Below are 24,549 nucleotides of genomic sequence, written 5' to 3'. Positions count from 1 at the left end.
AAAAGTGTACCTTCGACTCAACCACAGGTACACGAAAACAAAAAAGCTGAAAAGCATATGTCTGTCATAAAAACAGATATATGCTTTTTAATAAAAATTTTAAAGGGAAGGGGAAATGGAAATGAGCAAAATTAATTTCCAGAAAGAAATCTGGGAAGGGTGGACGGTGGGAGATTTCGTCAGGGAACTGGAGCCTCAGCTGGACGCAATTCAATCAGGTACAAGCTGGCATCCACCCATAACCACCAAGAAAGAATTAAAAGAGTGGTGCAGACAGAATCAGCCTTACTACAAAAGGGCAATACCGGAAGTTGTACAATATTTTTCACAAAAATATAACCTCAAATAAAAAGAAAAGGGGGATTTTTATGAAAGAAAAAGAGGAAAAGAAAAGCATTAAGCTTGCACAGGCAGTTCAGGAACTCTACTGTCCTGACTGCGGAGCGAAATTAATTCCTGCAGAAGGATGCCTTTACTGTCCGTTCTGTGGGTGGAGCAAATGCAGGTAAAAACAAAAACAAAATTTAGAAGGAGGGACCTTTTGTGGAAAAGGTAAGACTAGAGAGTGTTTTAAGAAAACTTGATAACGCCCTTGACCCCTATCAGAAACTTACTAAATTTTATGAACTCCTCGGCTGGAACAGAGAAAACAACATAGACCCCACAAAAATAAGACTCAACGAAGAAGACCTTGAAGCACTAATAAAAAACGAAATGGAAAATGCTAAAAGGTTCGGGCTCACAGCCATAGATGTAGGGTTTTTATGGCTGAACAAGGGGCCGGGGGGAGACAAAGACATAGAAAAGGGCACAATACTTCTCCAAAGACGGCTGGCAAATTTAAAAATAAAAATGAAAGGAGAGAATGGGGATGCTGTATCTAATTAATTTCACTGACCCTAACGATAAGGACATTCAAATGGACCTAATAATTGAGACTCCTCTCAGTAAAAAAGTTGTAGAACAAACCATAGAAAGAATTTTAGAAAAATCAAAAGAAATCTGGAATAAAGATGCTTATGCAACTCTGGATGAAATACTTGCAGAAGAAATAGCTAAAGAATTTAAAATGCTAGACTACGAGTTTATAACCTTTCCCTGGTAAATTCAAAAAAAGACAAAAAAGAAGGAGGAAAAACGAAATGGAATTTAAAGAATATAAACCCAAAGGTTTTACTATAAAAGCAGGAAATTGGTGTAAGAAATACGAAGACTTCATTAAAGACCATGTTATTAAAAAGTGTAAGGAAGAGGGCAACGTGCATCCAAAAGGATGCACTCATTGCATCTACTACAGTTACAAAGTTATTAGTGAAGAAATATAAAGTAAAGGAGCAGCCTAAAAAAGGTTGCTCCCTATCTCGTAAAGGGAGGACTAGAAAAATGAGCAAAAGGAGGGAGTACACAGTTTTCTTGTGGGGCAGTTATATAAGAATTATTTTTTCTCCACATGCACTAAAACGGTTAAAAGGTAGGACATCACTTACTCCAGAAAACATCATACAATCCATAAAAGCATCTGAAGCAAAAATAGAGAAACTGCGAAATCATCCTAAAACAAGGTTTGTAGTACTTGACCACGTACTAAAAACAGCCTACATGGCCGTATTCGACAACCCAAACAGCATAGGAATTATAACAGTTTATAAAAACACTGATACGTGGATTGAAGGCGGGCCGGACATAATAATGCGAACGAAAAAGGAGCTGCGGAGATACGTCTCCGTATAGCTCCTTTTTAAATTTATCAAAAGGAGGAATTAAGGATGAAGCAGGTGGTGTACTTTTCAGGGAAGGCTAAAGATCTTCCCAAATTTTTGAACCTTTTATACAACGTGGAAGGCAAAATAGTCGCATTTGATATTGATAACACACTTATCAACGTTAATAAAAGATTGGAGGAAATTGGGTATAGTACAGTTTTATACCCCAATCCGGAGCTAACAGACGACTTCTGGACGACAGTAGAAGGAACCAGCATTTTACTTGGTGCAGAGCCAATTTCCAGTTCATTAAAACTTCTAACAACCTTTTTAAATCTTAACGCAGAAGTTGTTTTTGTAACAAGTCGCAGCAGGGAATTAAAGTCTTTAACTGAAAGGTGGGCAGAAAAATATTTCCCCGGAATTGAAGTTTACTTCACAAAAGAAAAACACCAGCTGGATGCAGACGTTTATGTGGAAGACGATCCGGTACAGATAAAACAAATACTTACCACAAACAAACTGGTACTAATTCCAAGATGGCCTTACAATCTAGACTTATTTGAAACCTTTGAAAATGCTGTCTATTACAACATTTAAAAGGAGGAGGACTTAAAATGCACAGAGATTTGGACATTTTGGACGTTGCAAAAAGGTTGGGGATAAGAATTCTAAGAAGAGCATCAAATGAAGAATACATTGCGAGGTGTCCGTTCTGCGGAGATTCAAAAAAGGACCCTGAACACGGACACCTTTATTTAAATGTATCAAAAAATGTCTACTACTGTGTACGCTGCGGGGAAGGCGGGGATGCAGTAGACCTGTATGCGAAACTTGAAAATATAAGTAGAAAAGAGGCATACAAAAGAATAAAAGAAGAAAATTACCCTACAAATCCTGCTGCCAAGGAAAGAGCTGACAAAAGGATAAAATATAACTCAGTCGCACCTATAGAAACCAGAGATAAAGTATACAGGGCCTTTTTAGATAAACTTGTCTTGGAACCAGAACACCGAAAAAAACTTCTTAAAAGGGGCCTATCCTGGGAAGAAACAGTCAAAAACCTTTATAAGTCCCTACCGGAAGAACCGCAGCAACGGTGGGAAATATGTAAGGAACTTATCAAAGAAGGGTATAACCTAAAAGGCATTCCGGGCTTTTACCAGAGAGAAAAGGATGGGGAAAGGTACTGGGACTTTGTAGATTATAAAGGATTTTTAATCCCTGTAAAAGACGTACAGGGACGAATACAGGGCTTTCAAATAAGACTGGACGAAGAAGAGTTCGGAAAATATGTCTGGTTCTCGTCCAGAAATAAATTAAACGGCACACCTGCTCATGCGTGGCAGGGCGTACATGGAGAGCCTTCTAAAGTTGTTATTGTTACTGAAGGCCCTTTAAAAGCTGATGTGGCGCATTATCTGTCACGTTTTACGTTTGTGTCCGTACCCGGAGTTACAGCGATAAAAGGTATAGAGGTTGTGCTAAAGCAGTTGGGAGCAGAAAAAATCTACATTGCATTTGACATGGACAGTTTAACAAACAAAGCAGTGCAAAAGGCAAAAGAAAAGCTGGAAAAGAAGCTTACTGAAGCAGGCTTTGTAGTTAAAACAAAAACATGGGACAGCAGGTATAAAGGTATTGATGACTACCTTCTAGCGCAGAGAAAGCAAAAACAAAAGGAAGTTGTGTGAGAGAGGCTTTTGGCCTCTCTCTTTTTAAATTTTGAAGGAGGGGAATTAAGTTGGACAAAAACATAAAATTAATAGAGTTATGGGGAAATGAAATCTGGATTATTTTTTCTCCACATTCATTAGATCGAATTAAGGATAGAAACATTATCAAGGGATTAGTAATTGATACAATAAAAAGTGCCCAGGAAGAACTTGGAGAAATAAAAGTTAATCAAGATTTCGTTATTATAAATACTTTTGCTGATATTACTGTAGCAGGTATATTTACAAGTCCAAATGAAATTCTTATAAAAACTGTTGTTAACAAAGGAGAAAATTTCCATCCTAGAAAAACTGACATAATCATAAAATTATCTTGACAAAATAAACAAAAACAATTATAATAAAAATGAAAATGTAAGAAAAGGGCTACACTGGGTCAAAGAGAGTGTATGCCCTTTTTATATTTTTATTAAAACACTCTCTTTGACGAAATTCAAGTAAAGGAGCATTCCTGTAATGAATAAAAAATAAGGGAGAATGGACTTTGAAAAAATAAGTACCTCCTGATAAAATACAGAGTGTAAGTTTAAGAACTTACCTCGAATTATCAAAATAAACAGGAGGTACCTAAAATGAAGTATAAACAAAATGAAAAGATTTTGCAAGTAACGGGAGACACATTAATTGCGGGAGTAGACATAGCAAAAGAAAGCCATTATGCCAGAGCATTTGACTACAGAGGAGTAGAATATGGGAAATACCTGAGATTTGAAAACAATAGAGAAGGTATGACAAAATTTCTTAACTGGGCAAAAGACTTGATGGAGAGACATAAGAAAAACAAACTAATAGTAGGGATAGAACCGACAGGGCAATATTGGCTGTGTTTTGCCCAATACCTTAAAGACAATAACATAAAGGTAGTATTGGTTAATCCATTTCATGTAAAGATGAGCAAAGAATTAGATGACAATTCTCCCACAAAAAGCGATAAGAAAGACCCAAAAACAATAGCAATGCTAGTAAAAGACGGGAGATATGTAGAGCCGATAATACCTGAAGGAGTATATGCAGAATTAAGGGTAGCGATGGGCATAAAAGACAGGTTGAACAAACAAATAGGGATGACAAAAAATCAAATAACAAGATGGTTGGACATATACTTTCCAGAGTTTAACACCGTATTTTCAGACTGGGAAGGGAAAGCAGCACTTATCACATTAAGAGAATTTCCAACGCCTGAGAAGATAGCAAAAAAGAGTGCTGAAGAAATAATATCGATATGGAAGAAAGAAGTACAAAGAGGGGTAGGAGAAAAAAGGGCTATAAAGCTGATAGAAACTGCTAAGGAGAGCATAGGGAAGAAGCAGGGCATAAAGATGGCGGAATACGAGATAAAGACTCTCATTGAACAATACGAATTTTTAAAAAAACAAATTGAAGAAATAGAGAAGAAGATGGAAGAATTAATAGTTGAGATACCAGGGGTTAAAGAACTACTAGAAATCAAAGGGATAGGAGTAAACACAGTAGCAGGTTTTATTGCAGAAGTAGGAGATATTGAAAAATATGAACATCCAAAACAGATACAAAAACTAGGGGGATTAAACCTAATAGAAAATAGCTCTGGTAAGCATAAAGGAGAAACGACAATAAGTAAAAGAGGGAGGAAGCGATTGAGGAGTGTGCTATTTAATGCAGTAATGGCCTTGGTCGCAAAAAACGAAGAATTTCGTGAACTACACAAATATTACACCACCAGAGCGCAAAACCCGCTAAAAAAGAAGCAATCACTAATAGTATTGTGCAACAAACTGATAAGGATATTTTATGTCATATTAAAGAAAGGAGTAAAATATGACCCAATCAAGATGATGAAGGACATAAAGAGGCCAGGCTTACAGGAAGCTGCATAAAAAGTGCCAACATACTATCAAATCAATTAAGGGTTAATCATCTTCTCTTCAGCTTTAACTTAGTCACATCTAAAGAGCTGACCCTTAAGAAGAAATTGATTTTTATGAAAAGCGAAAGTGTGAACGATGTGACATAAAAGGTAAAAGAAGGAATAAGACAAAAACAACCAATCAAGAGATGGGATATTGACAACAAGAGCGGGAATTGTCATAAAAATAATCACCATACGGGCAAAGACCCTGCAATGGAGCAGAAATGACATCCACCTCATGGCAGGTAGAACGAAGGAATTAAGGACTAAGATCCAGTGAGACATGGGAGGGTAAACCCCATGAGATAAGTGGAGCTATCCCGCCATAATATGGAAATAGGATATGAGGTTTATTAAGCTTACCCATTTAATGGTTAGATAAGTAAGAAATGGTAATATAAGCCATGAGATGCTCTTGTTGTGATGAGAAAATTAAAGAAAAACTAAGATATTAAGAGAAAATAAAAGATAATAGAGGGAGAGTGTTTTTTATGAAATTAATACTTAGCAATGACGTAAAAAACTTTTTAAAAAATAGCATTTTAACTGAACAAGACTTAATAAACAAAATGAATGAATTATTTACTGAATATCCCAAAGTTTACACATTTATAAGCGCTGAAATTGTTAAAGATAACAAAGTTTTTGGTATAGACTATGCAACAAGCGATAACATGAAAGACATAGAATGTATATATGTGCACGAAATAAACACAGATCCAAATGCCATGACTATAAGAGAATATATTGAAAAAATGAAAAAAGAAAAAGCAGAAACAAGATAAGTGCAGCGTGTTTTTGCTGCACCTTTTGTATTTTTTTAGGTAAAATTTTACTGTGGGAAAAGTGTGGGAATAAGGAAAGAATAAAAATTATATATTGCCTAAAATTCAGTATTTTTAAGCATTACAAGCATCAAATAAAACTTAAACCTTGGAATATGTATAAAATTGGTGATTAAAAGCCCTCAGGGCTTTTTTCTTTTACTTATGTTTACTATTTTATCCAGTAAGTTAAATATGATTTTAAGGAAAGGGATTATTGCGATGGCAGAAAAAATGTTAAAAAACGTGTGAGCATTGGCCACCTGCCTTAAGGGATTGCTAGGAGAGGTGTGTCGTAATAATTCTGCAAAAAAGTTTGTGAAAGGCAAAAACACTAAAGTGCCCCATAGGTTGAGGAAAATATTGAATAAAGCTATTTTTTTTCCTTCTCTGCTGGAGGCAAAGCTTAAAATGAATGCTTCAGAGCAGGTTCCTATGTTTAGACCGTAGATTATGGGCAAGGCCTGTTCTAAACTCAAAATGTGGGAAGTGACTAAGACTTGAAGGGTTGCTATTCCTATGTTGCTCGACTGAAGTATGAGAGCTGATACTACCCCAATAAATATTCCGATTAAGGGGTTGGACAAATTTGAATTGGTAAGGTTGACACCTGAGTTTTTGAAAGGGGCTGTAGCTAATTCCATTATTTTTAGGCCGTAAAATACAAGTCCAAATCCTAGTGACACATCTCCCAAAAGTTTTAATTTGCTGTGCCAATTTTGAAAGTGAAGCAAGGATCCGATAAACACTAAAAAAGGTGCCAGTTTAAAAAGGTTAAAAGCGTAAAGCTGCACTGCAATAGTTGTTCCGATATTAGAACCCATTATTATACCTGCTGCGCTTTTAAGCGTTAAAAGTCGAGCGTTTGCCATAGTTACAGCGATTACTGTCACCATGCTGCTACTTTGTAAAATTAAAGTCACGATAAAACCTATTGTTATAGATTTAAAAAGGCTGTTTGCGAAATGGTTTATAAAATATGAAAGCTTTTCTTTGGATATAGATTTTAACCCGCTGGTTATGGTAAAAATTCCCCATATAAATATTCCAATTCCTACAGAAAAGTACAGCAAAGATAAAAAAATTAGCATTCTATCCTCCACCTGCTTAACTTTTCATTTCAATTTTATGTAGCTTCAAGTTTGAAATGAATAATTTTTGCACAAATAAAGAAAATAAAAATTAGGGTCAATAAATTTTTTGGGGTGGTTGGATGAAAGGGATAATAATGGCAGGTGGAGAGGGAAGCAGATTAAGGCCTTTAACTTTTGATATTCCAAAGCCTTTGGTGCCTGTGGCAAATAAACCTGCGATAAAGCATATTGTAGAGCATTTGCACAAGTACGGAGTGGGGGAATTAGCAGTCACTCTTTTTTATTTACCTCACAAGATAAAAGATTACTTGCTTGAAGAGTATGGAAATGAAATAAAGTTTTACACAGAAGAAAAGCCTCTGGGGACTGCAGGAAGTGTGAAAAACGCGAAAGATTTCCTGAAGGAAACTTTTATTGTCATGAGCGGAGATGTAATTACAGATGTAAACATAAAGGAAGTATATGACTTTCACAGGAAAAAGGGTTCGAAAGTGACTTTAGTTTTAAAAAAAGTAGAAATTCCTTTAGAGTATGGAGTTGTAATAGTCGATGAAACAGGGAAAATAGTAAAGTTTTTAGAGAAACCGTCGTGGGGAGAGGTTTTTAGCGATACTGTCAACACAGGGATTTACATAATTGAACCGGAAATACTTGAATTTATACCTGAAGATAGACCTTTTGATTTTAGTAAAGACTTGTTTCCGCTTCTTTTGAAGGAAAACATTCCTATGTATGGGTACATTACAGAAGGCTACTGGTGTGACATAGGAAATACAGCGCAGTACCTTTCAAGCCATTTTGATGTGTTGGAAGGTAAGCTGGATTTGGGTTACAGAAAAATCCTCCTTGAAGAAGGAAAAGTTATTGGCAAGAAGGTTTTAATGTCTTCGGGAGCAAAGTTGATTCTTCCTTTGATTATAGGAAATGAGGTGGTTATTGAGGAAAATGCTGTAGTAGGGCCTAATGTGGTCATAGGAAGAGGTACGATTATAAAGAAAGGAAGTCATGTAAAAAATTCTGTACTGTGGGAAGATGTATATGTAGGGGAAAACAGCGAATTGAATGGAGCAGTGGTGTGCAATAAGGTCAGAATAGATTCTAACGCAAGGATATTGGAAAATGCTGTAATAGGAGAAGGGGTTAGAATAAAGGCTTTTGCAGAGATAAGACCGGATGTAAAAGTTTGGCCTTTTAAGGTTATAGAGGAAGAGGCAGTAGTCTCAAAGGATGTAGTTTGGGGAAATGGCAGGAAAAACCTATCTTTTGGTTACAGAGGGATAAGGGGCATTTTTAATGAAGAGATAGGTCCTTATCAGGCTGTAGAAATTGGGGAGGCCTTTGGGGATTTAATGAAAGGGAAAGTCATTGTGGGAAGTGATGAGGAACTAGCTTCCTCTCTCATTGCCGATTTGATTGCTTACGGGCTTGCTTTTTCCGGGTGTGAAGTGTTAAAAAGCAATAGCTTTCTGCTGCCGGCTTTAAGAGTGGGAATCAGGTTAAGAAGTGCAAAAGGAGGGGTGTATGTAGAAAGGATAGGGGAGGAAATTAGAATTTTATTTTTGGATGGAGAGGGAATGGATATAGATAGAAATTTGGAGAAGAAGATAGAGAATAAATTAAAAATTCACGACATATCAAGAAGAAAAATAGAAGACATAAAGCCAATAAAAGAGGTGGATGTAGAGGGAGATTATAAGGATTATCTTGTCAAAAATAGAGCAGATTCTTTCAAGATAAAGGTTAAGCCTCATGATGAATGGACTAAAAAAGTGCTTCTGCAGATAAAAGGAGAGCAAATTTTAGATGACCAAAACTATCACTTGAAAGTGAAATTGAAAAAGAATGGGGAAGAGATAGAACTTTATGACGAAAAAGATAGGAAATTTGATGAAGATGAAGTGAATTATCTAAAGATGTTGATTGCCAGGGAAAAAGGTCTAAAGAAAGTTGTACTGCCTTTTAACAGTTCCAAGTATTTGGCAGAGTTTGCAGAAGAACTTGCAGTAGAGACAGTTGTAGGAAAGATTTCACCAAGGGACCTTATGAGGTCGATGACTAATTTAGAAGAGGGAAGGCAGGTGTATTTTGACCTTTCTTTTGACGGGATAAACTTTTTGTTAGAAGTGATTGAATACGTAAGGTTAAAGAATAAAAGGCTTTCGGAGATAAAAGATAGTTTTCCTCTTAGGTATAAAACAGTCAAGAGAATAAGATGTGATTGGAAGGATAAGGGGAGAATAATAAGAGAACTGTTTGAAACCCGTAAAAATAATGTTACATTTTTGGATGGGCTAAGGTTTGAAGAGGATGAAGGATGGGTTCTAGTGGTTCCCGATAGCGAACTTCCTTTTTGCAATGTGTATGTGGAGGCATTGACACCGGAGAAAGCTGAAAGGCTTTTTACAATTTATGAAAAAAAGATACAGGATATTTTATTGAAAAATGATGGAAAGTGATGTAAAGTGATAAATTAAAGAGGATGAGTAAGTTGTAACGCTTTACATCCTCTTTTTTTGTTTTAAAGGGCATTTAAGAAGGCGGGATTTCTTTTGATGTTTATAGGCTTGAATAATATAATATTTATGGTACAATAATTAGTAAATAAATTAACAAAAATGTCTGGAAGACATGGCAATATGTAAACATGTTGCCATGTAGTCCGCCTCCTGTAACAAGTGAGGAGGCTTTTATGTTTTTGAATTTATAATATTCTGTCACAAAAACGATAATAATAAGAGGTGAAGGAGAAAATGGATTTTATAATTCTAGCAGGTTTTGCCACATTGTACTCCATTGTAAAGGGAATAGTTAAATGGTGCCGCAATTTGCTAGAAGCCAATACCTATGAAACAGAGGTGTATTAAAGTGGTTCTTTTGTACGTGGTCTTTTTTCTTTTGCTGATCTATCTGTTTTACGCTTTGATACATCCTGAAGAATTTTAAGGGAGGAGACCCTATGTACTCAAATATAGAGCTTTTTACCATGATAGCCATCATAGTCTTACTGACCAAGCCTTTAGGAACTTACATGTACAATATTTTTGAATATAAGCCCATGAGGTCAGATAAGATTTTTTTGCCTGTGGAAAATTTTATATACAAAATTACGGGAATCAATCCAGAAGAGGAAATGGATTGGAAAAAGTATGCGCTAACTTTTCTGCTGGTGAATATGGTGATGATGATAATCACCTATTTTATTTTAAGGGTTCAACAGTTCCTGCCTCTAAATCCTACCGGTGCAAAAAATATGGAATCTTCTCTGGCTTTTAACACTGTTATAAGCTTTATGACAAATACCAATCTTCAGCACTATGCTGGAGAAGATGGTATTACATTTTTAAGTCAGATGATTGTAATTGTATTTTTGATGTTTACTTCTGCGGCATCAGGACTTGTCACTGCAGCTGCTATAATGAGAGGGTTGAGCAAAAAGACCACTAATTTAGGCAATTTTTATGCTGATTTTGTGAGAATAACTGTAAGGCTTTTACTGCCAATCTCTATGTTGGCAACCCTCATATTGGTGTGGCAGGGAGTACCTCAAACTTTTGCTGGAAAAGTGGTTGTGGATACGCTGGAGGGTGGGAAGCAAACTATTATAACAGGTCCCGTAGCTGTATTAGAGTCAATTAAACACTTAGGAACAAATGGCGGTGGATTTTTTGGGGCGAATTCTTCTCACCCCTTTGAAAATCCTACTTGGCTTACCAATATGATTGAGATGCTTCTTATGATGCTTTTGCCTACATCTTTAATTTACACTTATGGATTAATGATAAACAATAAAAAACACGCTTTGGTATTATACATTTCCTTGTTTGTGATTTTTATTCTTTTGGCTGTTGGAGCAGTTTATGCGGAAAATCATCCAGGAGTGGCTTATTCGAAATTACATATTTATGGTAAGCCTTATGGAAATTATGAAGGAAAAGAAGTTCGCTTTGGAGTCTCCCAATCTCCACTATTTGCGACTGTGACTACTGCTTTTACAACAGGTTCTGTTGACAGCATGCACGATTCTTATACACCTTTAGGAGGAGCAGTGCCGCTTATCCTCATGATGCTAAATACCATTTTTGGAGGAGATGGAGCAGGACTTCAGAATATAATAATGTATACAATATTGACGGTATTTTTGACGGGGCTTATGGTAGGAAGAACTCCAGAATATTTAGGAAGAAAAATTGAAACTAAAGAAATAAAACTTATAGCCCTTGCAATATTGGTTCACCCTTTTTTGATACTTTTTTCATCTGCTTTGACAGTGATGCTAAAAGTGGGAGCTTCTTCTGTAACAAATCCACTATATCATGGACTTACACAAGTTTTGTATGAGTTTTCTTCTGCAGCGGCAAATAATGGTTCTGAATTTGCAGGATTTATAGGAAATACTGTGTTTATGAATATAATGACAGGCTTGGTTATGTTTTTTGGAAGATATATAACCATTATTCTTATGTTAGCTGTTGCAGGTTCTATGGCGGAGAAAATTCCTGCGCCCCCATCGCCTGGAACTTTTAGAACGGATAATGCGATTTTTGGCGCCATATTTATAGCTGTGGTGCTAATTGTTGGAGCACTTACCTTCTTCCCTGCGGTGATACTAGGGCCTATTTCTGAGTTTTTGAGCATGACGTAATGGAGGTAAAAGGATATGAAGAGAAAGAGAGAAATAAAGACCTGGAGCAGAGAGATAGTAGTAGGGGCTATTAAGAATTCTTTCATAAAATTAAATCCTTTGTACATGTACAAAAACCCTGTGATGTTTGTGGTGGAAGTGGGAACCTTTATCACCCTTTTGGCTACTATATTTCCTACCTATTTTGGCAGTACTCCTGATGAGGTAGGATATAACGCTTTAGTGACTTTCATACTTTTTGTCACAGTTTTATTTGCTAACTTTGCAGAATCCTTGGCAGAGGGGCGAGGTAAAGCTCAGGCAGAGACTCTGAGAAAGACTAAAAAAGAGACAATGGCTAAACTTGTACAGAGCGATGGGAGCATTAAGATAGTCAAGTCTTCTGAGCTTAAAAAAGGGGACATAGTTATCTGTGAGGCAGGGGATATAATTCCAGCAGATGGTGAGATAATTGAAGGGCTTGCTGCGATTGACGAATCTGCCATAACTGGAGAATCTGCTCCTGTCATAAAAGAGGCAGGAGGAGACTTTAGTTCTGTCACGGGAGGAACTAAAGTAATAAGCGATCGCATCAAAATTCGGGTAACAGTTGATGAAGGAGAGTCTTTCCTAGATAGAATGATCAAACTAGTAGAAGGAGCAAAGAGGCAAAAGTCTCCAAATGAGATTGCTCTTACTACGGTACTGGTCAGTTTGACAATAATTTTTATAGTCGTAGTTATGACGCTTTATCCGATGGCCAAGTTTGTACACGTCAGGATAAGCGCTGCTACCATGATAGCATTGCTCGTATGTCTGATACCGACTACCATTGGAGGACTTTTGTCTGCAATAGGTATTGCAGGAATGGACAGGGTCACTCGCTTTAATGTGATTGCGATGTCTGGAAAAGCGGTGGAAGCTGCGGGAGATATAGATACAATACTTTTGGATAAGACAGGCACCATAACTTTTGGAAATAGATTAGCTGCTGATTTTATACCGGTGGGAGGCCACTCAAAGGAAGAAGTCACTTATTATGCACTTATTTCTTCTTTAAAGGACCTCACTCCAGAGGGAAGGTCAATAGTGGATTTAGCTAGAAAAATGGGTGCAAAGGCTCCTGATGATATTTTAGAAGGAGCAGAAGTTGTTGAATTCAGCGCGGAGACAAGAATGAGTGGCCTTAACTTAAAAGATGGCACTATTGTGAGAAAAGGGTCCTATGATAAAGTGAAGGAATACATAGGGGAAAAAGGCGGAAGTATTCCAGATGACTTAGATAAAGAAGTGGAGAAAATATCCCTATTAGGCGGTACCCCTCTTGTGGTGGTAAAGGATAATGAGGTACTGGGAGTAATATATCTAAAGGATACAATAAAGCCTGGAATGAAGGAAAGATTTAAACAATTGAGAGCTATGGGAATTAAGACCATCATGATAACTGGAGACAATCCATTAACTGCCAAAACGATAGCGGAAGAAGCCGGTGTCGATGAGTTTATTGCGGAAAGCAAGCCTGAAGATAAGATAAACGTCATAAAGAGAGAACAAGCTCAGGGAAGGCTTGTCGCAATGACAGGGGATGGCACAAATGATGCTCCAGCTTTGGCACAGGCAGATGTGGGACTTGCAATGAACAGCGGTACTATGGCGGCTAAAGAAGCTGCCAATATGGTAGACTTGGATTCTGACCCGACAAAAATTATAGAGGTTGTAGGAATAGGGAAACAGCTTCTCATGACAAGAGGAGCTCTTACTACTTTTAGCATTGCAAATGACGTGGCAAAATATTTTGCCATTCTCCCTGCCATTATTTCTGAAACTTTGCCGGCAATAAAAGTTTTAGACGTGATGAAACTTTCATCTCCAACAAATGCTATACTGTCAGCCTTGATATATAATGCGATTATAATACCTATACTCATTCCTATAGCTATGAGAGGAGTAAAGTATAGACCCATGAGCGCCAATGCCTTGCTTATGAGGAACTTGCTCATTTATGGATTAGGTGGTTTGATTGCTCCATTTGTGGGTATAAAGCTTATTGACATGATAATATCTTCTATTTTTGGGATGTGAGGGATTTTAATATGGGCGAAGAGATTAAAAGGACGATAAAATTTACACTGGTTTTTATGGTTTTGCTGGGATTGGTGTATCCTTTTGTAATGACTGGGATTGCAAATTTATTATTTCCTTATCAGGCAAAAGGTAGTATAATTAAAGTAGATGGTAAACCTGTTGGTTCAGAACTTATAGGGCAGAAGTTTACTGACCCTCGCTGGTTCATGGGAAGGCCTTCTGCTGTGGACTACGATGCTACTTCCTCGGGTGGCACAAACTACGCTCTGTCTAATCCCAAATTTCACGAAGAGCTAGAGAAAAACATTGAAGAATTTTTAAAGAAGAATCCGGGAGTTAAAAGGAGTGAAATTCCTGCAGATATCGTGACCTCTTCTGGTTCCGGTTTGGATCCTCATATTTCTCCTAAAGCTGCTTACCTTCAGGTCAAAAGAGTTGCCAAGGTTAATGGTTTGCCTGAAGAGGTTGTAAAAAAATTAGTAGATAAAAACATAGAAGGGAGATTCTTAGGCCTTTTTGGTGAACCGAGGGTTAATGTATTGAAACTGAATTTGAGCTTATTGGAAGAAATTAAAAAGCATAAAAAGTGAGGTAAATGGCAGTGAAGAGGTCCCCAGACTACTTCATGAGAGAAATTGAAAGGGCAAATAAAGGAAGGCTCAAGATTTACCTTGGTGCTGCTCCTGGTGTCGGAAAGACCTACCACATGTTACAGGATGCCAATGAGATGAAGAAAAGAGGCATAGACGTAGTTATTGGTTTTGTAGAAACCTATGGGAGAAAAGACACAGAGGAGCAGATAGGGGACCTTGAGATTATTCCTTTGAAGGAAATAAATTACAAAGGTGTAATTCTTAAGGAGATGGATTTGGAGGCAATTATTAAGAGAAAACCTCAGGTAGTCGTTGTAGATGAATTGGCTCACACAAATGCTCCTGGTTCAAAAAATGAGAAAAGGTATCAGGACGTGTTAGAACTCATAGACAACGGCATAAGCGTTATGACGGCTGTAAACATACAGCATTTTGAAAGCTTGAATGACTATGTAAACAGGATGACGAATGTGAAAGTTAGAGAGACCATCCCCGATAAAATTCTTGAACTGGCTGATGAGATTGAAGTGGTGGACGTATCTCCAGAGACCTTAATTGAGAGGTTGAAAAACGGCAAAATTTATAGTCCTGATAAGATTGAGACAGCTCTTAATAATTTCTTCAGAGTAGGGAATTTAGCGGCTTTAAGAGAGCTGACATTGAGGGAAGTGGCCAATGAGGTTGACGATAGGCTTTTAGAGTACAGGAATAAGAAGAAAGTCGTGGGATTAAAGGGAGCGCAGGAAAAGATACTGGTGTGTGTAAATTTGAGGTTTAATGCGGAATATTTGATAAGGCGTGGATATAGGCTAGCTAAAATGCTTAAGGCTGACCTGTTTGTGCTTCATGTCTACAACGACGATGAGCTCAAAGACCATAAAAATTTGAAAAAGTTAGATGAGATTACTATGCTGTGCAATAAATTAGAAGCCAAGTTTTACATGGTGAAATCAAATGACCCGGCAAAGGCTATAATAAAATTTGCTGAGGAGAATGCCATTACTCAGATTGTGGTAGGACAGTCTGTAAGAAGAAGGATAGACGAAATAATAAGAGGCTCAATTGTGAGAAGGATAATGAAGGGGACCAAATTTATAGATGTGCTTGTAGTTGCTGATCCGAGGGGTTAATCCCCCTTTTTTTATAAAGTTTTAAGAAGGGTTGCGATATGAAAAAAGAGGAGAAAAAGGGGTATATATCGGCTACTGAAGTAAATCAGTTTCTTTACTGTCCTTATCAGTGGTATTACATAAAAAAGTACGGACTCGAATATATCAACAATTTGAGAGAGCCTTCAGAGAGGGAAGAGCAGTTTGTAAATTTTAAGAGGGGAATAGACTATCATGAAAAGTACTATAAAGACATCGTAAAACTTAGATACAAAAGGTATGCTATCGCTTTTGGAATTGTATTTTTGATTTTACTGATTTTATTTGTGATGAGGTATGTGAGATGATTCTAAATATAGTTTTTCTCCTTATTGTGCTTTATCTTTTGATTTATTCGATAATTGAACAAAGGCCTTTTTACAGAAGGATGAGAAGGAGTATAGGCTTTAGGGGAGGCAAATTGATATACGTAGATAAGCCGCAGCAAGTCAAAGGAAAAGGGGTAGTTTACGGGAAGCTGCTAAAGTCAGAGAAATATGGTTTGACCGGAAAACCTGATTACATCTATCAGGTTGGAGACGAGCTTGTCCCAATAGAGCTAAAAAGCAGTGATGCAGAAGATTCGCCCTATTTTAAAGATGTGATGCAGCTTGTAGCATATTTTGTGATAATAGAAGAGGAGTATCAAAAGAGAGTAAAAAGAGGACGGATAGTTTATAGAAATGCCATGTTTGAAGTTTATAACAGGAAATATTTAAGAAAAGAACTTTTAAAAATTTTAGAACAAATGAGGAAGATGGAAAAAGGGGTGTACATGCCTTCTGTGACTCCTTCTTTTTCTCTTTGCCGCTTCTGCCCTTGTCGAGGGACAGTGTGCGAGATATACGAGGGCAATTCCAGATAAATACAGAATATTGAAGGGCTTAAAAGAAAAAAATAAAGATGTAAATTAGGAAGAGAAATGGGGTAGAAAAAATGGCAAAGAAAATTATCTCTTTGGCAATAGGAGTTGCCCTCTGTTTTTCACTTGTGTCCTGTGGTATAATCAAAAAAAACAGCAATGAAAATGATAAGGCAAAAATTCAAGAGGAAGCTCTACATGAGCCGTTTAACTCGCCTAAAGAAGAGATTTCAAACGTTGTAAATCATGTGGTTCAAAAGACAGAAAATCTTGACAACACTCCTTATGGATGGGGCTTAAGAGTTTTGCCCAATCACCAAACGCCGGAGATTACGCCTTATGCCATGGAACTTGTCAAAAAGTACAATGCGATTTTTGTTGGAGATACGACGAAAAAAGTGGTGTACTTGACTTTTGATGAAGGATATGAAGCAGGATATACTCCTCGGATATTGGATGTACTCAAAGAAAACGGAGTAAAGGCAGCTTTTTTTGTTACAGGACCTTATGTTAAACAGCAGGCGGACCTTGTGAAGAGAATGGTAGAGGAAGGACACATTGTTGGAAATCACACAGTCAACCATCCCAGTCTTCCTACCTTGCCTGATGAAAAAGTGAAAGAGGAGATACTTGGATTGGAAAAGATGTTTGAAGATTTAACGGGGCAAAAGATGAAATACTTCAGACCTCCAAGAGGAGAATACAGTGAAAGAACGCTCTATATTACTAAATCTTTGGGATACAGAACGGTTTTCTGGAGTTTGGCTATGGCTGACTGGCAGCCTCTTCCTGGAGGACCTGAAGAAAGCTATAGTACTGTTATGAAAAGGCTTCACCCTGGAGCTGTTATACTTCTGCACGCTGTTTCAAAAGATAATGCACAGGCACTTGACAGGATAATTAAAAGCATCAAAGAGGAAGGATATGAATTTAAGACATTAGATGATATTCCGTAAAAGAGGGGAATTGCTTTGGATGCGATTTTAGAAAAAAAGAACTTGTACATTTTGGGATTGGCTATTGGAATCAGCTTGATATCAATTGTATTGGTTTTGAAATTTACAGGGATAACTAATATAGAAAAAGCCTTTGATATTCCGCTTTTTTACATTATAACGATTTTTGCTGTGATAATAGCAAGCCTTGTGGTGGATACTTTGCGAGTAAAAGATTTGTTGAAGAAGTTAGGAGAAGACCTCTGTTTTAGTTACCTTTTTAAGTTTAATCTTGCTACTTTTTTCATAAGCTATGTAACTCCTTTTGGGTCAGGAGTACTACCTTTAATGATCTATTTGCTTAACAAAAAGGGAGTGTCAGCTAATAAGGCTTTAATCGTATTTACGGCAAAACTTTTGTTTTCGGGGATATTTTTTGTTACTATCCCTCCCTTTCTTCTAATTTTTTTTGGAAGGTATTTAGAATTAGGAAGTTTTTTGATGAGATTAGCTATTTTTGTAACTTTCTTTTTAATAGGGCTTTTGATTTTGCTCCTTTACATCATTTTAAGACCTCATTTTCTTATTGAAATTGTTGAAAGATTGGAAAGAATCTCTTTTGCCAAAAGATACATAAAGGAAGATTACTTTAAAAAGACTAAGGAAGAAATTTTGCTTTATCACAAGAACTTTCGCAATTTATTTGCTTCTTTTTCAGGGTACAGGGTATTTATTTGGCAGTTTTTATATGCTGTTATATACTGGATGCTTTTTTACAGCATTGCTCCTCTTTTGCTTATGGCCATGAAAATTCCATTTGACTTTTTGGCGGTTGTAGGAAGGCAAATCATCTTTTATGATGTACTGGCTTATAGCTTTATTCCAAGCGGTTCTGGCACAGTAGAGTTGGGATTTGCAGCGATTTTTTCAAATATCTTGCCGACTTCATATGTGGGTGTTTTTATTGGCATGTGGAGATTTTTTACCTATTACGTATATCTGGGCCTTTCTGCTTTAGGATTTTTTGCAGCAGTGAGGGATGCCAAAAAGGAGATTGTCAATCAAATAACAAATTGATATTAATTATCATGTGAATAGACAACCCTTGGTATTTTTTATCAAGGGTTTATTTTTTTATGGGCTTTTTCCTTGATTTCTTTTTGGCACAGTTTTTGCAATATATACTAAAGTGAGCGGAGGTATAAAGGATGAAAGATAAAATTTTAGAGACAATGACAGAATTTCCGATAATTGCGGCTGTCCGGGAGATAAAGGATGTAAAAGAAGCTGTCTCTTCCAATACACAAGTGATTTTTTTGCTGTCAGGAGATATAATGAATATTTGCGATTTAGTCGATTTTATCAAAAAAAACGGTAAAATTGCCTTTGTCCACTTTGACCTTATAGAAGGTTTGGGTAAGGACACAAAGGCTGTTGAGTACATAGCTGAAAGGATAAAGCCTCACGGTATAATTTCTACCCGGAATAATATTTTAGACCATGCCAAAGATTTTGGGCTCTTCTCTATACAGAGGCTTTTCATGTTGGATTCCCAGGCTTTAAAGACAGGGCTTTCTTCTGCAAAACAGATAAGGCCAGATGCTGTGGAGATTCTCCCCGGAATAATGCCTTCAATAATCAAGGAAGTGGCGAATGATGTCTTAATGCCCGTTATTGCAGGAGGCCTTGTGAGGACAAAGGAAGAAGTTATAAATGCGATAAAAGCAGGGGCGATCGCTGTTTCAACCAGCGAAAAAAGCCTCTGGTTTATAGAGTGAAAGGGGGGATATATGAAAAACAAAAAATTTTATTAAAAGTTAAATTTTGGAATTATGGAGGGGATATTTTATGAGTGACTTTGCAAAGTATTTGGCTGAATTTTTTGGTACTATGATACTTATTTGGCTAGGTGACGGTGTAGTTGCAAACGTTGTCTTAAATAAATCTAAAGGTCAAAATAGCGGCTGGATTGTAATCACCGCAGGATGGGGATTTGCAGTTATGGTAGGAGCGTATACAGTTGGCTGGCTAAGTGGTGCTCACTTAAATCCAGCTGTGACAATTGGCTTAGCAACGATAGGCAAGTTTTCGTGGAGTTTAGTGCCAGGCTACATTATAGCACAAGTTTTAGGAGCTTTTGTGGGAGCTATAATTGTTTATTTGATGTATATAGATCATTTTGCAGCAACTGAAGATCCCACAGCTAAGCTTGGTACTTTTGCAACTATTCCAGCTATAAGAAATTTAGGTAAGAATTTTATAACTGAGGCTTTTGGTACTGCCATGCTTTTAATAGGTATACTTGGCATTACAAATAGTAATAACCCTATAGGGGGAATGGGACCCCTTTTAGTAGGACTTCTCGTATGGGCAATAGGTTTAAGCTTGGGTGGTCCTACAGGGTATGCTATTAATCCAGCCAGAGACTTCGGACCGAGACTTGCCCACGCTATACTCCCAATTCCGGGCAAGAGAGATTCTGACTGGGGGTATGGTTTGATAGTTCCGATATTTGGACCAATAGTTGGAGGAATAATTGGAGCCTGGATTTATCAGCTTATCATGAGCGTACATTAAAGAGAATTATATCGGCGAGAAGTTCCTCTCGCCGATATGGCATTATAATAAAAACTCAAGTGAGGAGGAAGGGAAATGGCGAAATATGTAATGGCTTTGGACCAGGGGACGACGAGTTCCCGCGCTATAATTTTTGACCACAGCGGTAAAATGATTGCTTCTTTAAACAAAGAGTTTAGGCAGATTTATCCTAAACCCGGTTGGGTTGAGCATGACCCAATGGAAATATGGGAATCCCAGATAGAAGTTGCAAAAGGAGTAATAGAGAAGGCAGGGATTAAACCAGAGGATATTGCGGCAATAGGAATTACAAACCAGAGGGAGACAACAGTCGTATGGGACAAAAACACAGGGAAACCTATTTACAATGCAATAGTGTGGCAGTGCAGGAGGACAGCTCCTATATGCGATGACCTTAAGAACAAAGGCTTTGATAAGAAAATAAGAGAAAAGACTGGCCTTGTTGTAGATGCTTATTTCTCGGGTACCAAAGTGAAGTGGATTTTGGACAATGTTGAAGGAGCTCGTGAAAAAGCAGAAAGAGGAGAATTGCTTTTTGGAAATATTGACACATGGCTTATCTGGAATTTGACAAGGGGCAAAGTGCATGTGACTGACTATTCAAATGCTTCAAGGACAATGCTTTTCAACATACACGAATTGAAGTGGGATAAGGAGATATTAGAAGAGCTCAATGTGCCAGAGAACATGCTTCCAGAAGTAAAGCCATCAAGCCATGTCTATGGCTATACGGATAAATCGATCTTTGGAGTAGAAATACCTATTGCAGGAGATGCAGGAGACCAGCAGGCTGCTTTATTTGGCCAGGCTTGCTTTAAACCCGGAATGGCAAAGAACACTTACGGTACAGGGTGCTTTATGCTGATGAACACAGGCGAAAAAGCTGTTCCCTCCAAGACCGGGCTTTTGACCACAATAGCTTGGGGTATTGATGGAAAAGTAGAGTATGCCTTAGAAGGAAGTATTTTCATAACAGGTGCAGCTATTCAGTGGTTGAGGGATGAGCTCAGAATAATTGACAATGCACCTCAAAGTGAGGAATACGCCTTAAAGGTTGAAGATACAAATGGAGTGTACGTAGTTCCTGCTTTTGTGGGTCTAGGTGCTCCTTACTGGGATATGTACGCTAGAGGTGTTATAGTTGGCCTTACAAGGGGAGCAAAGAGAGAGCACATAATAAGGGCAACATTGGAGTCTATTGCTTACCAGACGAGAGACGTTCTAGAAGCAATGCAGGAGGATTCCGGAATAAAGCTTCAGGCTTTGAAGGTTGATGGAGGAGCAAGTGCAAATAACTTCTTAATGCAGTTCCAGGCAGACATTTTAGGCGTTCCGGTAGATAGGCCTCAGGTGATAGAGACTACTGCATTAGGTGCTGCATACCTTGCAGGGCTGGCGGTGGGCTTCTGGAACAGCAGAGAAGAAATAGAGAAAAATTGGAATATAGACAGGCGCTTTGAACCTGCCATGGAGGAAGAAAAGAGGGAGAAACTTTACAGAGGCTGGAAAAAAGCGGTTGAAAGAGCTATGAAGTGGGCTGAAGAATAAAAAAATTGATAAAAAGTAGCAGGAATTTAAAAAGTTTTGTAGAATATATCCTAATAATATAGGAAAAAATAAATAATAGGTATGGTGGAGATTGGGAGAACCATATATAGCCGAGATGCCTCGGTTATATATGGTTTTTTATCTTCTTAAGGAGGTTTTAAAAGATGGTGTACGATGTTTTAATAGTAGGTGCCGGTGTGGTAGGATGCTCTATTGCAAGAGAGCTTTCTAAATATAAATTAAAAGTGATTGTGGTGGAAAAAGGAGAAGACGCAGCTTCAGAAGGGGCATCAAAAGCTAACAGCGCAATACTTCACGCAGGGTATGACCCGGTTCCAGGGACTTTGAAAGCAAAGCTCAATGTCCGTGGGAATGAAATGTTTGAAGAACTGTGCAAAGACCTGGACGTTCCTATGAAAAGGACTGGTTCTTTAGTGGTGGCTTTTTCAGAAGAGGAAATTAAAGAGCTTTACAAGCTATTTGACAGAGGCATAAAGAATGGAGTAAAAGAGCTCTCCATAATTACAAAGGACATGGTAAAGGAAATTGAACCGTATATAAATGACAATGTCATAGCTGCTCTATACGCCAAAAAGGCTGGAATTATTTCTCCTTATGTTTTCACTATTGCTCTGGCGGAAAATGCTGCCCAAAACGGGGTAGAGTTTTCTTTTAATTCGGAGGTAGTAGATATTAAGAGAAAGGAGGATGTATTTGTCGTAAAGACGCCTTCAAAGGAGTTTTATGCAAGGTATGTGGTCAATGCAGCTGGAGTTTATTCTGATGTGATAAACAATATGGTGGGAGCAAAACCTTTCTCTGTGCATCCAAGAAAAGGTGAGTATCTGATACTTGACAAAGATCAAGGCTATATTGCCAGGACTGTGATATTCCAGGTGCCGACAAAGATGGGAAAAGGTATTCTGGTATCACCCACCATTGACGGCAATTTGCTTATAGGACCTACTTCAGAAGACATACAGGATAAGGAATTTAAAGCGACTACGAGGGAAGGACTTAATAAAGCCATTACTGTTGCTAAAAGAAGTGTGGATAAATTTGACGTTCGAAAGACAATAACGCAGTTTACAGGTTTAAGAGCTACTCCTGACACGGAGGAGAAGGATTTTATCATAGGAGAATCGGATGTGAAAGGATTTATAAATGTGGCTGGAATAGAATCCCCTGGTTTTACAGCAGCACCTGCAATTGCGGAAATGGTGAGAGATATATTAAAAGACGCAGGTCTTGAGCTTGTTGAAAAGGACGATTTTAACCCAAAGAGGAAACCTGTTATAAGGTTTGTAGAGCTTTCTGATGAAGAGAAAAATAGGCTCATTAAAGAAAATCCTGCCTATGGAAGGATAGTATGCAGGTGTGAGACGGTGACAGAAGGAGAAGTTATAGATGCAATAAGAAGACCTGTTGGAGCGAAATCGGTGGACGGGGTAAAAAGGCGCGTAAGAGCAGGCATGGGCAGGTGTCAGGGAAGTTTCTGTGGTCCCAGGATAGTAGAGATACTTGCAAGAGAGCTTAACATTTCTCCTCTTGAAGTTACAAAGCATGGCAGGAATTCTTACATTCTTGCCGGTGAGACAAAGAAGTTTTTATTAGACAAGGCTTCAGAGCTTTTGAAGAAAGAGGTGTATGGCAATGCTTAACTATGATATAGTCATAATAGGAGGAGGACCTGCAGGCTTAGGTGCTGCTGTAGAAGCCTATGAAAAGGGAGTAAAAAATGTCGTGATATTGGAAAGAGATAAATACTTGGGCGGCATTTTGCAACAGTGCATACACAATGGATTCGGGCTGCAAGAATTCAAAGAGGAGTTGACAGGTCCCGAATACGCCCAGAGGTTTATAGACAAAGTAGAAGAATATGGAATAGATGTCATGTTGGACACGATGGTTTTAGAGATTACTCCTGACAGAATTGTAAAAGCTGTCAACTCAGAAAAAGGAGTATTCCAAATAAAAGCAAAAGCTATAATTCTGGCAATGGGGTGCAGAGAAAGGCCTAGAGGGGCGATAATGATTCCTGGAACCAGACCGGCAGGAATAATGACAGCAGGAACAGCTCAGAGGTATGTGAATATGGAAGGTTACATGCCAGGGAAAGAGATAGTAATTTTAGGGTCAGGGGATGTAGGGCTTATCATGGCAAGGAGGCTTACTTTAGAGGGAGCAAAAGTAAAAGCTGTGGTAGAGATAATGCCTTATTCAAGCGGCCTTACTAGAAATATAGTGCAATGTCTTGAAGATTTTGATATTCCACTTTTATTGAGCCACACTGTAGTAGAGATACATGGAAAGGATAGAGTGGAAGGGGTTACTATCGCAAAAGTCGATGAAAACAGAGAACCTATAATGGAAACTGCCCAGTATATAAGCTGCGATACTTTGATACTCTCTGTAGGATTGATTCCTGAGAACGAATTGTCCAAACAGGCAGGGATAGAACTTGATCCAGTGACTGGAGGACCTGTTGTGAATGAGATGCTGGAGACAAGTGTTCCAGGGATTTTTGCTTGTGGCAATGTCCTTCAGGTTCACGATTTGGTAGACAATGTGACAGCAGAAGCCAGAATGGCAGCTAATTCGGCTATAAGGTTTATAAGAGAAGGAGGGTTTAAAAAGAGCAATATCTCTGTTAAAGCGGGGAAAGGAATACGTTATGTAGTGCCACAGAGAATAAACGTGGATAATATAGATAAAAGGATAAAATTTAGGATGAGACCGACAGATGTGTACAATAATGCCATATTGGCAGTAAAGTCGGGTGATAGGTACCTTTTAAGGCAGAAGAGGATAAGGCTTACTCCTGGTGAAATGATAGATGTAAATTTAAGTAAGGAAATACTAAAAAATGCAGATGAAAAAGAGGGTATTGTCTTTTTGGTGGAGGAGGGATAAA

At 37.9% G+C, this 24,549-nt stretch carries 27 protein-coding genes; 26 read left to right on the top strand and 1 reads right to left on the bottom strand.

Translation table 11 applies throughout. The annotated features are described in order from the left end of the window. Window positions 1-121 precede the first annotated feature (121 nt). From TTE_RS09720 to TTE_RS09675, 11 genes are all read left to right on the top strand, one after another. Entirely contained in the window at window positions 122-349 is a 228-nt protein-coding gene (locus tag TTE_RS09720) for a hypothetical protein (protein WP_011026140.1), read from the top strand. A gap of 19 nt (window positions 350-368) precedes the next feature. After that, the gene (locus tag TTE_RS14045; protein WP_162828798.1) at window positions 369-509 is read left to right on the top strand and encodes a hypothetical protein; all 141 of its coding nucleotides are present in this window, start codon (window positions 369-371) and stop codon (window positions 507-509) included. 34 nt (window positions 510-543) lie between these two features. Further along, the gene (locus TTE_RS09715; RefSeq protein WP_011026138.1) at window positions 544-888 is read left to right on the top strand and encodes a hypothetical protein; all 345 of its coding nucleotides are present in this window, start codon (window positions 544-546) and stop codon (window positions 886-888) included. Next, window positions 872-1,105: a hypothetical protein gene (locus tag TTE_RS09710; protein WP_011026137.1), complete on the top strand. Its 234-nt coding sequence runs from the start codon at window positions 872-874 to the stop codon at window positions 1,103-1,105. Before TTE_RS09715 ends, TTE_RS09710 begins: the two co-directional genes overlap by 17 nt. 37 nt (window positions 1,106-1,142) lie before the next feature. Then, window positions 1,143-1,325: a hypothetical protein gene (locus tag TTE_RS09705; RefSeq protein WP_041587193.1), complete on the top strand. Its 183-nt coding sequence runs from the start codon at window positions 1,143-1,145 to the stop codon at window positions 1,323-1,325. Window positions 1,326-1,383: 58 nt separating this feature from the next. Beyond that, window positions 1,384-1,731 carry a hypothetical protein gene (locus TTE_RS09700; RefSeq protein WP_041587192.1) on the top strand — a complete coding sequence of 116 codons (348 nt, stop codon included), beginning with the start codon at window positions 1,384-1,386 and terminating at the stop codon, window positions 1,729-1,731. Window positions 1,732-1,766: 35 nt separating this feature from the next. After that, complete coding sequence (locus tag TTE_RS09695) at window positions 1,767-2,303, top strand: 5' nucleotidase, NT5C type (RefSeq protein WP_011026135.1); 537 nt, start codon at window positions 1,767-1,769, stop codon at window positions 2,301-2,303. Window positions 2,304-2,320: 17 nt separating this feature from the next. Then, window positions 2,321-3,397, top strand: a complete 1,077-nt coding sequence (locus TTE_RS09690; protein WP_011026134.1) for a DUF3854 domain-containing protein — start codon at window positions 2,321-2,323, stop codon at window positions 3,395-3,397. 50 nt (window positions 3,398-3,447) lie between these two features. Further along, window positions 3,448-3,756 (top strand): hypothetical protein, encoded by a 309-nt coding sequence (locus TTE_RS09685; RefSeq protein ID WP_011026133.1) that lies wholly within the window; start codon window positions 3,448-3,450, stop codon window positions 3,754-3,756. Window positions 3,757-4,011: 255 nt separating this feature from the next. Then, window positions 4,012-5,295 (top strand): IS110 family transposase, encoded by a 1,284-nt coding sequence (locus tag TTE_RS09680; protein ID WP_011024548.1) that lies wholly within the window; start codon window positions 4,012-4,014, stop codon window positions 5,293-5,295. Window positions 5,296-5,818: 523 nt separating this feature from the next. Beyond that, complete coding sequence (locus TTE_RS09675; RefSeq protein WP_011026132.1) at window positions 5,819-6,112, top strand: hypothetical protein; 294 nt, start codon at window positions 5,819-5,821, stop codon at window positions 6,110-6,112. 182 nt (window positions 6,113-6,294) lie between these two features. Here the strand turns inward: TTE_RS09675 and TTE_RS09670 are convergent, their stop codons facing one another. Next, entirely contained in the window at window positions 6,295-7,236 is a 942-nt protein-coding gene (locus TTE_RS09670) for a Na/Pi cotransporter family protein (RefSeq protein WP_031314080.1), read from the bottom strand. 128 nt (window positions 7,237-7,364) lie between these two features. On the opposite strand from TTE_RS09670, the gene TTE_RS09665 reads away from it, so the two are divergent. The 15 genes from TTE_RS09665 (at window position 7,365) to TTE_RS09600 (ending at window position 24,548) form a co-directional block, all read left to right on the top strand. Then, a complete protein-coding gene (locus tag TTE_RS09665; RefSeq protein WP_011026131.1) occupies window positions 7,365-9,701 on the top strand; it encodes a sugar phosphate nucleotidyltransferase in 2,337 nt (778 codons plus the stop codon). Between the two features lie 388 nt (window positions 9,702-10,089). Continuing rightward, complete coding sequence (gene kdpF / locus TTE_RS14655; protein ID WP_081427419.1) at window positions 10,090-10,188, top strand: K(+)-transporting ATPase subunit F; 99 nt, start codon at window positions 10,090-10,092, stop codon at window positions 10,186-10,188. A gap of 13 nt (window positions 10,189-10,201) precedes the next feature. Then, complete coding sequence (gene kdpA / locus TTE_RS09660) at window positions 10,202-11,887, top strand: potassium-transporting ATPase subunit KdpA (protein WP_011026130.1); 1,686 nt, start codon at window positions 10,202-10,204, stop codon at window positions 11,885-11,887. A 15-nt stretch (window positions 11,888-11,902) separates the two neighbouring features. Further along, window positions 11,903-13,948, top strand: coding sequence for a potassium-transporting ATPase subunit KdpB (kdpB, locus tag TTE_RS09655; RefSeq protein WP_009610761.1), 2,046 nt, complete (start codon window positions 11,903-11,905; stop codon window positions 13,946-13,948). An 11-nt stretch (window positions 13,949-13,959) separates the two neighbouring features. Then, window positions 13,960-14,541 (top strand): potassium-transporting ATPase subunit KdpC, encoded by a 582-nt coding sequence (gene kdpC, locus TTE_RS09650; RefSeq protein ID WP_009610759.1) that lies wholly within the window; start codon window positions 13,960-13,962, stop codon window positions 14,539-14,541. 5 nt (window positions 14,542-14,546) lie between these two features. Next, window positions 14,547-15,674, top strand: coding sequence for a KdpD-like non-kinase potassium sensor (kdpDN, locus tag TTE_RS09645; RefSeq protein ID WP_009610762.1), 1,128 nt, complete (start codon window positions 14,547-14,549; stop codon window positions 15,672-15,674). 38 nt (window positions 15,675-15,712) lie between these two features. Further along, window positions 15,713-16,000: a hypothetical protein gene (locus TTE_RS09640; protein WP_011026128.1), complete on the top strand. Its 288-nt coding sequence runs from the start codon at window positions 15,713-15,715 to the stop codon at window positions 15,998-16,000. Continuing rightward, window positions 15,997-16,557, top strand: a complete 561-nt coding sequence (gene cas4, locus TTE_RS09635; RefSeq protein WP_009610751.1) for a CRISPR-associated protein Cas4 — start codon at window positions 15,997-15,999, stop codon at window positions 16,555-16,557. The genes TTE_RS09640 and cas4 overlap by 4 nt, the downstream gene beginning before the upstream one ends. Window positions 16,558-16,628: 71 nt before the next feature. Further along, window positions 16,629-17,510 (top strand): delta-lactam-biosynthetic de-N-acetylase, encoded by an 882-nt coding sequence (gene pdaA / locus TTE_RS09630; protein ID WP_009610765.1) that lies wholly within the window; start codon window positions 16,629-16,631, stop codon window positions 17,508-17,510. 15 nt (window positions 17,511-17,525) lie between these two features. Beyond that, complete coding sequence (locus TTE_RS09625; protein WP_009610754.1) at window positions 17,526-18,566, top strand: lysylphosphatidylglycerol synthase transmembrane domain-containing protein; 1,041 nt, start codon at window positions 17,526-17,528, stop codon at window positions 18,564-18,566. Window positions 18,567-18,697: 131 nt separating this feature from the next. Beyond that, window positions 18,698-19,267 (top strand): glycerol-3-phosphate responsive antiterminator, encoded by a 570-nt coding sequence (locus tag TTE_RS09620; protein ID WP_009610755.1) that lies wholly within the window; start codon window positions 18,698-18,700, stop codon window positions 19,265-19,267. 70 nt (window positions 19,268-19,337) lie between these two features. After that, window positions 19,338-20,066 (top strand): MIP/aquaporin family protein, encoded by a 729-nt coding sequence (locus tag TTE_RS09615; protein WP_009610760.1) that lies wholly within the window; start codon window positions 19,338-19,340, stop codon window positions 20,064-20,066. A 75-nt stretch (window positions 20,067-20,141) separates the two neighbouring features. Further along, window positions 20,142-21,635, top strand: coding sequence for a glycerol kinase GlpK (gene glpK, locus TTE_RS09610; protein WP_009610750.1), 1,494 nt, complete (start codon window positions 20,142-20,144; stop codon window positions 21,633-21,635). A gap of 164 nt (window positions 21,636-21,799) precedes the next feature. Further along, window positions 21,800-23,296 carry an NAD(P)/FAD-dependent oxidoreductase gene (locus tag TTE_RS09605; protein ID WP_011026127.1) on the top strand — a complete coding sequence of 499 codons (1,497 nt, stop codon included), beginning with the start codon at window positions 21,800-21,802 and terminating at the stop codon, window positions 23,294-23,296. Continuing rightward, entirely contained in the window at window positions 23,289-24,548 is a 1,260-nt protein-coding gene (locus TTE_RS09600; protein WP_011026126.1) for an NAD(P)/FAD-dependent oxidoreductase, read from the top strand. Before TTE_RS09605 ends, TTE_RS09600 begins: the two co-directional genes overlap by 8 nt. The last annotated feature ends 1 nt before the right edge of the window (window position 24,549 follow it).

This window comes from Caldanaerobacter subterraneus subsp. tengcongensis MB4, assembly GCF_000007085.1.
In the GTDB taxonomy this organism is placed as follows: domain Bacteria; phylum Bacillota; class Thermoanaerobacteria; order Thermoanaerobacterales; family Thermoanaerobacteraceae; genus Thermoanaerobacter; species Thermoanaerobacter subterraneus.
The sequence above is the reverse complement of the archived record's forward strand: the minus strand, read 5'-3'. Positions and strand labels throughout refer to the sequence as shown.

What these genes read in the sequence shown, in the direction of transcription:
- TTE_RS09720 (WP_011026140.1), top strand. Translation starts at nt 122, where the DNA reads ATGAGCAAAATTAATTTCCAGAAAGAAATCTGGGAAGGGTGGACGGTG.
- TTE_RS14045 (WP_162828798.1), top strand. Translation starts at nt 369, where the DNA reads ATGAAAGAAAAAGAGGAAAAGAAAAGCATTAAGCTTGCACAGGCAGTT.
- TTE_RS09710 (WP_011026137.1), top strand. Translation starts at nt 872, where the DNA reads ATGCTGTATCTAATTAATTTCACTGACCCTAACGATAAGGACATTCAA.
- TTE_RS09705 (WP_041587193.1), top strand. Translation starts at nt 1,143, where the DNA reads ATGGAATTTAAAGAATATAAACCCAAAGGTTTTACTATAAAAGCAGGA.
- TTE_RS09700 (WP_041587192.1), top strand. Translation starts at nt 1,384, where the DNA reads ATGAGCAAAAGGAGGGAGTACACAGTTTTCTTGTGGGGCAGTTATATA.
- TTE_RS09695 (WP_011026135.1), top strand. Translation starts at nt 1,767, where the DNA reads ATGAAGCAGGTGGTGTACTTTTCAGGGAAGGCTAAAGATCTTCCCAAA.
- TTE_RS09690 (WP_011026134.1), top strand. Translation starts at nt 2,321, where the DNA reads ATGCACAGAGATTTGGACATTTTGGACGTTGCAAAAAGGTTGGGGATA.
- TTE_RS09680 (WP_011024548.1), top strand. Translation starts at nt 4,012, where the DNA reads ATGAAGTATAAACAAAATGAAAAGATTTTGCAAGTAACGGGAGACACA.
- TTE_RS09675 (WP_011026132.1), top strand. Translation starts at nt 5,819, where the DNA reads ATGAAATTAATACTTAGCAATGACGTAAAAAACTTTTTAAAAAATAGC.
- TTE_RS09665 (WP_011026131.1), top strand. Translation starts at nt 7,365, where the DNA reads ATGAAAGGGATAATAATGGCAGGTGGAGAGGGAAGCAGATTAAGGCCT.
- kdpF (WP_081427419.1), top strand. Translation starts at nt 10,090, where the DNA reads ATGAAACAGAGGTGTATTAAAGTGGTTCTTTTGTACGTGGTCTTTTTT.
- kdpA (WP_011026130.1), top strand. Translation starts at nt 10,202, where the DNA reads ATGTACTCAAATATAGAGCTTTTTACCATGATAGCCATCATAGTCTTA.
- kdpB (WP_009610761.1), top strand. Translation starts at nt 11,903, where the DNA reads ATGAAGAGAAAGAGAGAAATAAAGACCTGGAGCAGAGAGATAGTAGTA.
- kdpC (WP_009610759.1), top strand. Translation starts at nt 13,960, where the DNA reads ATGGGCGAAGAGATTAAAAGGACGATAAAATTTACACTGGTTTTTATG.
- kdpDN (WP_009610762.1), top strand. Translation starts at nt 14,547, where the DNA reads ATGGCAGTGAAGAGGTCCCCAGACTACTTCATGAGAGAAATTGAAAGG.
- TTE_RS09640 (WP_011026128.1), top strand. Translation starts at nt 15,713, where the DNA reads ATGAAAAAAGAGGAGAAAAAGGGGTATATATCGGCTACTGAAGTAAAT.
- cas4 (WP_009610751.1), top strand. Translation starts at nt 15,997, where the DNA reads ATGATTCTAAATATAGTTTTTCTCCTTATTGTGCTTTATCTTTTGATT.
- pdaA (WP_009610765.1), top strand. Translation starts at nt 16,629, where the DNA reads ATGGCAAAGAAAATTATCTCTTTGGCAATAGGAGTTGCCCTCTGTTTT.
- TTE_RS09620 (WP_009610755.1), top strand. Translation starts at nt 18,698, where the DNA reads ATGAAAGATAAAATTTTAGAGACAATGACAGAATTTCCGATAATTGCG.
- TTE_RS09615 (WP_009610760.1), top strand. Translation starts at nt 19,338, where the DNA reads ATGAGTGACTTTGCAAAGTATTTGGCTGAATTTTTTGGTACTATGATA.
- glpK (WP_009610750.1), top strand. Translation starts at nt 20,142, where the DNA reads ATGGCGAAATATGTAATGGCTTTGGACCAGGGGACGACGAGTTCCCGC.
- TTE_RS09605 (WP_011026127.1), top strand. Translation starts at nt 21,800, where the DNA reads ATGGTGTACGATGTTTTAATAGTAGGTGCCGGTGTGGTAGGATGCTCT.
- TTE_RS09600 (WP_011026126.1), top strand. Translation starts at nt 23,289, where the DNA reads ATGCTTAACTATGATATAGTCATAATAGGAGGAGGACCTGCAGGCTTA.